The organism is Mesorhizobium sp. M7A.F.Ca.US.006.01.1.1 (assembly GCF_003997935.1).
Lineage (GTDB): Bacteria > Pseudomonadota > Alphaproteobacteria > Rhizobiales > Rhizobiaceae > Mesorhizobium.
On sequence record NZ_RZQL01000278.1, the window covers coordinates 1 to 8,469 of the forward strand.

10 protein-coding genes are annotated in these 8,469 nt (G+C 61.1%); 3 read left to right on the plus strand and 7 right to left on the minus strand.

Annotation, left to right across the window (positions count from 1 at the left end):
- Positions 1 to 159: 159 nt before the first annotated feature.
- The 3 genes from EN943_RS38570 (at position 160) to EN943_RS31830 (ending at position 1,790) form a co-directional block, all read left to right on the plus strand.
- On the plus strand, positions 160 to 603 hold the full coding sequence (locus EN943_RS38570) for a hypothetical protein (protein WP_245476052.1): 444 nt from the start codon (positions 160 to 162) through the stop codon (positions 601 to 603).
- Position 604: 1 nt separating this feature from the next.
- The gene (locus EN943_RS38575) at positions 605 to 1,273 is read left to right on the plus strand and encodes a glycosyltransferase family 9 protein (protein WP_245476053.1); all 669 of its coding nucleotides are present in this window, start codon (positions 605 to 607) and stop codon (positions 1,271 to 1,273) included.
- A 199-nt stretch (positions 1,274 to 1,472) separates the two neighbouring features.
- Positions 1,473 to 1,790 (plus strand): metalloregulator ArsR/SmtB family transcription factor, encoded by a 318-nt coding sequence (locus EN943_RS31830; RefSeq protein ID WP_063170682.1) that lies wholly within the window; start codon positions 1,473 to 1,475, stop codon positions 1,788 to 1,790.
- 425 nt (positions 1,791 to 2,215) lie between these two features.
- On the opposite strand, the gene EN943_RS31845 is transcribed toward EN943_RS31830, so the two are convergent.
- The 7 genes from EN943_RS31845 to EN943_RS31875 form a co-directional block, all read right to left on the minus strand.
- Positions 2,216 to 2,959 carry an amino acid ABC transporter ATP-binding protein gene (locus EN943_RS31845; RefSeq protein WP_127415983.1) on the minus strand — a complete coding sequence of 248 codons (744 nt, stop codon included), beginning with the start codon at positions 2,957 to 2,959 and terminating at the stop codon, positions 2,216 to 2,218.
- Positions 2,956 to 3,930, minus strand: a complete 975-nt coding sequence (locus EN943_RS31850; protein ID WP_127415984.1) for an amino acid ABC transporter permease — start codon at positions 3,928 to 3,930, stop codon at positions 2,956 to 2,958. Before EN943_RS31850 ends, EN943_RS31845 begins: the two co-directional genes overlap by 4 nt.
- A 59-nt stretch (positions 3,931 to 3,989) precedes the next feature.
- The gene (locus EN943_RS31855; RefSeq protein ID WP_127415985.1) at positions 3,990 to 4,823 is read right to left on the minus strand and encodes a transporter substrate-binding domain-containing protein; all 834 of its coding nucleotides are present in this window, start codon (positions 4,821 to 4,823) and stop codon (positions 3,990 to 3,992) included.
- 131 nt (positions 4,824 to 4,954) lie between these two features.
- Positions 4,955 to 5,341, minus strand: coding sequence for a carboxymuconolactone decarboxylase family protein (locus tag EN943_RS31860; protein ID WP_127415986.1), 387 nt, complete (start codon positions 5,339 to 5,341; stop codon positions 4,955 to 4,957).
- Positions 5,334 to 6,164 carry an alpha/beta hydrolase gene (locus tag EN943_RS31865; protein WP_127415987.1) on the minus strand — a complete coding sequence of 277 codons (831 nt, stop codon included), beginning with the start codon at positions 6,162 to 6,164 and terminating at the stop codon, positions 5,334 to 5,336. Before EN943_RS31865 ends, EN943_RS31860 begins: the two co-directional genes overlap by 8 nt.
- Entirely contained in the window at positions 6,164 to 7,237 is a 1,074-nt protein-coding gene (locus tag EN943_RS31870) for an LLM class flavin-dependent oxidoreductase (RefSeq protein ID WP_127367613.1), read from the minus strand. Before EN943_RS31870 ends, EN943_RS31865 begins: the two co-directional genes overlap by 1 nt.
- A 39-nt stretch (positions 7,238 to 7,276) precedes the next feature.
- Positions 7,277 to 8,469 (minus strand): aldehyde dehydrogenase (locus EN943_RS31875; RefSeq protein WP_164778481.1); only part of this gene is annotated, 1,193 nt, incomplete at its 5' end.

The following is an 8,469-nucleotide window of genomic DNA, read 5'->3' on the forward strand; positions in this document are numbered from 1 at the left end:
GGCCCCGGTTCCGCTCCTCCCAGGCAGCGAGCGCTGCGTGGGATTGCCTTTTTGTTTGTGGAACAAACGAGAGGTGCATGGGTCGGAGGTTCCAAGGCTGCCGATCCATCGATCACCACAAGCGGCACATGAGCTCTCTTGGACGTTTGTGCGCGCCCAATGACCAACATCCTGCCCCATCGTTTTGACGTGCTGAATATCTCGATGGCTGATCGGCTGGCTGTCAAATCCATTCTGGTTATCCAGGCGAAGTACATCGGGGACGTCATTCTGACCTCGGCGCTTATGCGAAATCTGCGCGTCGCCTACCCACACGCCATCATGGCCATGCTTTGCGCTCCTGGCCTGCGAGACTTGGTGGTCAGCCAGGGTATCGCAGACATAGCCATCGGATTCGACCCTCGAGGTGGTGGTAGAAGCCTAACCAGGCGCTTGAAGGAATATTCAAGCTTGGTCGCTGAGCTCCGCCGCCGAAAATTCGATCTCACCATCGATCTGACCGACTCGAAGACATCGAGGATAATACACAAGCTGATCGGCGCCCCAATGCGCGTCGGATACGATCCCCCCGCCGCTGAGAGCGCTCGGGATAACGTCGAGTGAAGTGACACCGAGGCTTGAGCCCACATCCATCGGACGAGGCGCTTCGACCCAGATTCTGGCTCAGAGCAATCTGAATGCAAAAGCTTTCGTCGCGGTGCACGCCGGAGCAAGGTTCGAAGGGCGGTGCTGGCAACCTGAACGGTTCGCCGCAGTGATCGATGAGGTTTATGAAACGACGGGCCTGCGGTCACTGCTGATTGGCGGACCTGACGAGAGCGCAATCGCGCAACGTATCCTGAATGTGGCGGTCTCCCCGTTGGCAAGCGTTGTTGGCAAAGCCTCGCTTGAGACACTAACAGCATTGCTTGCGGACGCGTTTATCTTCCTGGGAAACGAGAGCGGCCCAATGCACTTGGCCGCATCGGTCGGAACTCCAGTTGTGGGCCTCTACGGGCTCACTCCCCCAGATGTCTGGGGGCCAGTTGGCGTGCCTTACCGCACGGTTGAGCCGCCATTGCCTTGCCAGTGTGTTGCTCCCCATTTGTGCAAACCCAACAACCCGGGCGGCGTCTACTGCGTGCACCGATTGCCCGTTGCCAAGGTCGCTCAAGCAACACATGAGTTGATAGAGGCGGTGAGACAACAGGGGAATGCATCCGTCAATTCACCTTCTCCCGGCGGCGACGCGCTGATCCTCCCATCGGCTCAGGATCGGAGCCGGTTGCAGTAATGACCTCGGCATCGGCTGTCCGGGTCCTTGGCAAGATCGTCCTGCAACGCTCTCATCGGCTCGCGCTTTTGCATGCGCCGCGGCTCGCCGGGAGGCGCGACGAGACGGGGCCGCCAAGGCGGCTTAATCAGAGTCAACGGGCCGCCCGTCGACTACTCCAAGGTTGACATGGAAGGCCCGTCGATTTAAGTTCGCGTTAGTGGCCACTAACGCGAACTACTGGACTGCGCTCGGAGATTCGACGAGACGAACGATCTTCGAACTGTTGCTCGAACAGCCTTGTTCGGTCAGCGGACTTGCTCGTGCGCTGCCTGTAACCAGACCAGCGGTCTCTCAGCACCTGAAGGTACTCAAGGAGGCCGGGCTTGTTGCCGACACGCGCTCGGGCAAGGAAAGCATATATCGTATCGATCCCGGCGGCCTGGCAAGTCTGCGCGCGGAAGTCGATCAGTTCTGGAGCAAGACCCTGGCGGGCTACAAACTAGCCGTCGAGCCTCCAAAGAAGGACCAGGTATGAGCAAGCATCCTGCTACCGAGCCTGTAAGGCACTCCGTCGTCGTCGAGGCATCTATGGCGCGTGCCTTCAAGGTCTTCACCGAGGATTTCGGCAGGTTCAAACCTCGCGAACTGACGCCGTGCCGCGATAGCCAAGGACCAGATGCCGAACGGCACGTTCCGCCAAGTCGCATTGCAGGTTCATGACGGTACAAGCGCGCCGCTGTTTGTGGTAAAAGCGACGTTCGAGCTAATCCGCAACGAGCCTTATCCCGATCAGCAAGTGGGAGCCTAACCATCTTGCTGTTGAAAGCGCCCGACGCTTCCAGATGCGAGCGACGGCACGGGTGGAAGACTTGCGCTCCACCATAGCGGAGACCGTCCGCGTTATCGCTGAATAACTGACCCACTACCCTTACCGCCATTGGCTACGGCAAAATGTGCGTATCAGTGCTTCAGTATCTGGCTGAGAAACAGCTTGGTCCGATCGTGCTGAGGATTTCCGAAGAAGCTGTCCGGCTTGCCTTCCTCGACTATCTGGCCGACATCCATGAAGATGACGCGATCGGCCACCGCCCGTGCAAAGCCCATTTCATGAGTGACGCAAACCATAGTCATGCCGTCGCGCGCTAGCGCGGTCATCGTATCGAGCACTTCCGACACCATTTCCGGGTCGAGTGCCGATGTCGGCTCATCGAACAGCATCACCGCCGGCTTCATGCACAGGCTTCGCGCAATGGCGACGCGCTGCTGCTGGCCGCCCGACAGCTGGACCGGGAATTTGTTCGCCTGTTCGGGAATGCGCACGCGCTCCAGGAACTGCAGCGCGGTATTGCGTGCCTCGGCGGCGGAAACGCCCTTAACCCACATCGGCCCGGCCATGCAGTTCATCAGCACGGTCAGATGCGGAAACAGGTTGAAGTGCTGGAACACCATGCCGACATTGCTGCGAACGTCGGCGACGTTCTTCATCTTTGGGTGAAGATGGATGCCGTTGACGGCGATGTCGCCCTCCTGATGCGATTCGAGGCGATTGAAGCAGCGGATCAGTGTCGACTTTCCGGAGCCGGACGGACCACAGATGACGATGCGTTCGCCTTTGTGGACCGTCAGATTGATGTCCTTCAGGGCATGGAACTGGCCGTACCATTTGGAGACGGCCCTGGCTTCAATGATGGGTTCAGCGCTCATCGCACCTTGCTCCTGGCATAGTGCCGTTCGATGCGGGACTGGATCAGTTCGAGGCAGATCGACAGCATCCAGTAGATGAGAGAGGCCGAAATCAGCATCTCCATGTGCTGGAAGGTCTTCTGGCCCAGCGTGCGGGCAAGGAACATCAGCTCCCAGACGCCGATGACCGACACCAGCGAGCTGTCCTTGAGCATGGAGATGAACTGGTTGCCGGTCGGCGGAATGATGACCGGAAGCGCCTGCGGCAGGATGATCCGGCGCATGGTCAGCGAAAAGCCAAAACCCATCGAGCGCGATGCCTCCCATTGACCACGGTCGATGCTCTGGATTCCCGATCGGAAAATTTCGGTCATGTAGGCGCCGTAGCACAGCGAGAGCGCCAGGATGCCGGCGGGAACCGCACCGACCACGAAGCCCAGTTGCGGCAGGCCGAGATAGATCAGATAGACCTGCATCAGGAGCGGCAGGCCGCGAAAGAACGAGGTGTAGAAGCTGGCAATGGCATAGGCAAAGCCGTTGGTGGACAGCTTGGCGACAGCCCCCAGGATTGCGATGAGAGACGCAATGACAATGGAGATGGCCGAGACGTAGAGCGTGGTCACCACGCCTTGGGAAATCAGGAATGGCAGCTTTTCCCGGATGAAGGGCAGGCTGAGATGAAAGGTCGCGAAGAAGGCGAGGAAGAGCAGCAGCAGTTCGAACCAGACGATGGCGATCTGGACACGCAGCGAGGCGAAGCCGATCAGGACGACATTGAGGACGAACAGAAACGCGATCACGAAGGCGATGGCAAACCGACCATAAAGGCCGCTCTGCGAGGGTTCGCCGATGACCGGGCGCATCAATTCGCCGAAGCTCGTCGACGTCAGGTTGAAGGCGAGGAAGATCGCAAAGACGACGCCGAACATCGTCGCCACAAACCACGGCTTGTGCACGAGGACTTCAGCTTCGACGGTATCGGGGTAGAGCATAGCCTGTCCCTTCGAATGGTCGGCGGCCCGCACAGGCGAGCCGCCAGCGAATGTCGGAACTACTTTACGACCGAGTAGTCGACCCCGTACCATTTCCTGGAGAGCGTGCTCAGCGTTCCGTCGCCTTTCATGGCCTTCACGGCATCGGCGATTCTGGCCGAGAATTCCGGGTCACCGTGTTCGATTGCGACAGCCAGGGGCTCATAAAACACCGGATCGCCGATCTGCTTGATCGGATAACCGGCTTTCACGGCATCGACGATGCTGGGCTGCGACGAGACGACGGCATCGAGCCGAACGCCGTCACCGACCCGCAGATCGTCGAAAGCGGTGGTGGAGTTCTCGTAGGAGTGCACTTCCTTCGGGTTGAGCTTGTATTCGAATGGCGGCGCACCGGCCGCGTCGAGCGTCAGATCCTTCTTGGCATAGGCTTCGAAGGTCGATGTCGTCGTCGCGCCGACAACCTTGCCATCCAGATCGCTCAACGATTTGGCCTTGCTGTCCTTGTGAACCGCAACCGCTGCTGGCGTGTAGTAGTAGACAGCGGGAAAATCGAAGATCTCGGCGCGCTTCTTCGTCGGCGTCATCGAGCCGACATGCATGTCCCAGCGGCCGACCCAGTTGCCGGCGGTGATGATGTCCCAGCCCGGTGTCACGAACTCGACCTTGACGCCGATGCGCTTGCCGATCTCCTTGGCGACATCGATGTCGAAGCCGTCCAGTTCGTTGCTGGCATTGAGGAAGGACTGCGGCGCCCAGTTGGCGTCAGTTGCGACCTTGAGAGTTCCGGCCGCCACGACACGGTCCAGCACCGCGCCGGCCTGAGCCGGAAGCGTCGTCAATGTCAGGGCAAGCGAAGCCGCCAATGTCGCCAATTTCAGAGATGTTTTCATGTGTACCGTTCCCCTTGTTGTTGTTGCCAATTTAGAAATGAGACTGCCGTCGCCGTCTTCCGGCGAGGTAGAGGAGGTTTGCCGCGCCGATTGCTCGGAACGTAGGTAAGCCGACGGTCGCGAAACGCTTGTCATGGCGTGTCGGCCTTTGCTTCGTCGCGCACCGCACGCGCGACACGGAAGGCCTCGACACCTGCCGGAACGCCGCAATAGACCGCGATCTGGATCAGGGCCGCCCGCAGCTCGTCGTCGCCAAGCCCGTTGCGCATCGCACCTCGAAAATGCACGCCGAATTCATGCATGCGCCCCAGTGCCGCAAGCATGCCGAGATTGAGCAGGCTGCGCTGCTTGAGATCGAGCGCGGCGTCAGTCCAGCATGTGCCCCAGCAATACTCGTTGAGTATGTCCTGGAGGGGACTGGAGAAGTCGTCGGCATTGCCGATTGCGCGGTCGACATAGTCGTCGCCCAGTACTTTGCGGCGGACTGCCTCGCCGGCTTTCTGCAATTTGCTATCCATGGCTGGACGCCCCTGCCCGTCGTGAGTGGTCATTCAGGAAATCCGCAATCAGGCCAGCGACCGGCCCGGGCGCTTCGATCAGGATCGAATGCCGCAACCCCGGCAGGATCTCGAGCCGCGAGCCGCGGATCTGGTCGTGCATATGACGCGCCATGCGCGGGTTGGATCCCTGGTCGTCCTCCCCCGTCACGATCAGTGTCGGCGACCTGATCTGGTCGAGGATGCCGCCGAAATCCGTCTCGGCCAGAACCCGGTAAGCGGCGGCGTAGCACGCAGGATCGTTCTCGACGTCGCGCCGATGCAGCTCAGCGATCACATCCGGGTTGCGCTCCTGAAACTCCTCGGTCAGCCACCGCGAGAGCGACGCGGCATGGTGCGCACTCGGCTGGCTGCCGGTCAAAGCGGCGAGACGACGCAGAACCGCCTGGCGTTCTTCCGGCGAGCGCCCAGCGACGGTCGCCAGCAGCACGAGCTTTTGAAGCCGATTGGGATGGGTCAGTGCCAGGCGTTGGGCTATAAGGCCGCCCAGCGAGAAGCCGGCAAGATGAAAGCGCGCAAAGCCAGCATGATCGGCCAGCGCCAGCGTATCGCCGACGAAGTCATCAATCTCGTAGCGTCCCTTGATGCGCGCCGACCCGCCATGGCCGCGCAGATCAAATGTGAGCACGGTGAACTGATCCGGCAGGCGAGCGACGACGCCGCTCCACGCTTCCAGATAGGAGCCGACGCCATGGATGCAGACCAGCTTCTGTGGCCCGTTCCCGTCGACACGATAGTTGAGCGCCACATCGCCGTGGACGAAGGAACCGGTCGCCATCGCCATCAGTGCCCCACCGCGACAGCCCTGGTGCGATCCCGCGTGGCGAAGTGCGGCATGACCTCATCGACGAACAGCCTGATCGTCTTTTTCTGCAGCTCGAACGGCAGGTTGAAGGTGAGTCCCAGGCAGTACTGGTCGACGCCCGCGGCCTCATAATCCTCGAGCTTCTCGATGATCTCGCCTGGGGTGCCAAACATCAGGTTCTTGCGGATGCTCTCGGGATTGTAGTTGTCCTTGCCCTTGACGCTTTCATACGGCACAGCCTCGGGGAAACCGTTCTTTACCGTGCCGATGTTCTGGAAGAGGTTCTCGAAGGAGCGCCCGTAGTCGATGGCGTGGCGGACCGCGACTTCCCAGTCCTCCGGGCGATCGTAGATGCAGGTGCGGCGTTGCATCATCAGGCGTGGGCGGGGCACTTCCGGATGGTCCGCGACCGCCTTTCGAAATTTTTCGCCGAGCACGGCAATCTCGGCTGCGGGCGCTGAAAGCGGCGTCGACAGGATGTTGGCACCGATGCCTACGGCCCAGTCGAATGTGCCGGGGTCACGTGCCGCCACCCAGATCGGCGGATGCGGCGTCTGCAATGGCTTGGGCACGCCCGCGGCCAGCGGAAACTTCCAGTAGTGGCCGTCATGCGCATAGTCATGGGCCCACAGTTTCTTCACCGCCGGCACCAGTTCCTTGAGGTAGGCGACGCCCTCCTGCTGTGGCATGCCGCCGGCCATGCGGTCGAACTCGTATTGATAGGACCCACGGGCTATGCCGAACTCCAACCTGCCGCCGGTCAGGTGATCGCAAAGGGCGGCTTCGCCAGCCAGGCGGATCGGGCTCCAGTACGGCGCCACCAGCGTCGAGGTGCCAAGCCGGATCTGCTGCGTGTGCTGCGCCAGCCAGGTCAGGGTCATCAACGGATTGGGCGAGATGGTGCACTCGATCGTATGATGCTCTGCCGTCCACAGCGTCTCGAAGCCGCCCGCGTCGGCCATCTGCGCCAGCTCGAGCAGATTGCTCTTCACCTTCGACATCGGCATGTCGGGCGAGAAGCGCTCCATGGTCAGCGACACTGCAAATTTCATTTCTGTTGTCCCGTCCTTTGTGGTCGGTGTGGGTGATGCTCAGCGCAGGCGGATGACAAATGGGTCCTGCATGATCCCGGAATAATCGATCATGATGTTCTTCAGCCGCGAGAACTCCTCCATCACGTCGAAGCCTCCCCTGCGGCCATAGCCGCTTTCCTTGAAACCGCCATTGGCCGACATGAAGGACGAGGCGCGATAGGTGTTGATCCAGACGGTTCCGGCATCGACATTGCGGGCAAAGCGCAGCGCGCGGTCGATGTCCTTGGTCCAGATGCCGGAGGACAGTCCGTAGCGCGTGTCATTGGCGAGCGCGGTCATCTCCTCTTCCGACGAGAAGGGGATGACGCCGACGACCGGCCCAAAAATCTCCTCCTGCATGAAGTCCATGTCGTTGCGGGCGTCGACCATGACGGTCGGCTCGAAATACCAGCCTTCCGCGAGCTCGGCCGATTGCGGTCTGCGGCCACCGGCCGCGATCCTCGCCCCCTGATGGACGCCCGAGGCGACGTAGCTTTCAACTTTGGCAAGTTGTGCCGACAGCGCCAGCGGACCCATGTCGGTATCGTCATTCAGGGGGTGGCCCACCCTGACCCGCCTGGCGCGCTCGACCAGCGCGTCGACGAAACGGTCATAGATACTGGCCTCGACGAAGCAGCGCGATCCGGCAACGCAGCTCTGGCCGGCGGCGGCGAAGATGCCGGAGACGACGCCGTTGACGGCATGGTCCATGTCGACATCGGCAAAGACGACCTGAGGCGATTTCCCGCCAAGCTCCATCTGGCACGAAACCAGGTTCGCCGCAGCATTTGCGGCAATGCGCCGGCCGGTGGCCGTGCTGCCAGTGAACACGATCTTGGCGATGTCGGGATGACGCGTCAGCGCGTCGCCGGCGCTGGTGCCGGTGCCGGTCACGACATTGACGACGCCGGCGGGGAAGCCGGCTTCCATGATCAGTTCGGCCAGCGCCAACGTCGAGGCGGTGGCGTGTTCGGACGGCTTGATGACAACGGTGTTACCGATGGCAAGGCACGGCGCCAAGGTGCCGGTGAGCAGCATCAGCGGCGAGTTCCACGGCGTGATCATGCCGACGACGCCAAGCGGCTCGCGCATGTTGAAGTTCAGCATGTCAAGCTTGTTGACGGGGATGGTGTCGCCCATCAGCTTGTCGGCCATCCCGGCGAAATAGCTGTAGGAATCTGGCATGGCGCGCATCTGCGCCCGCATCTCCT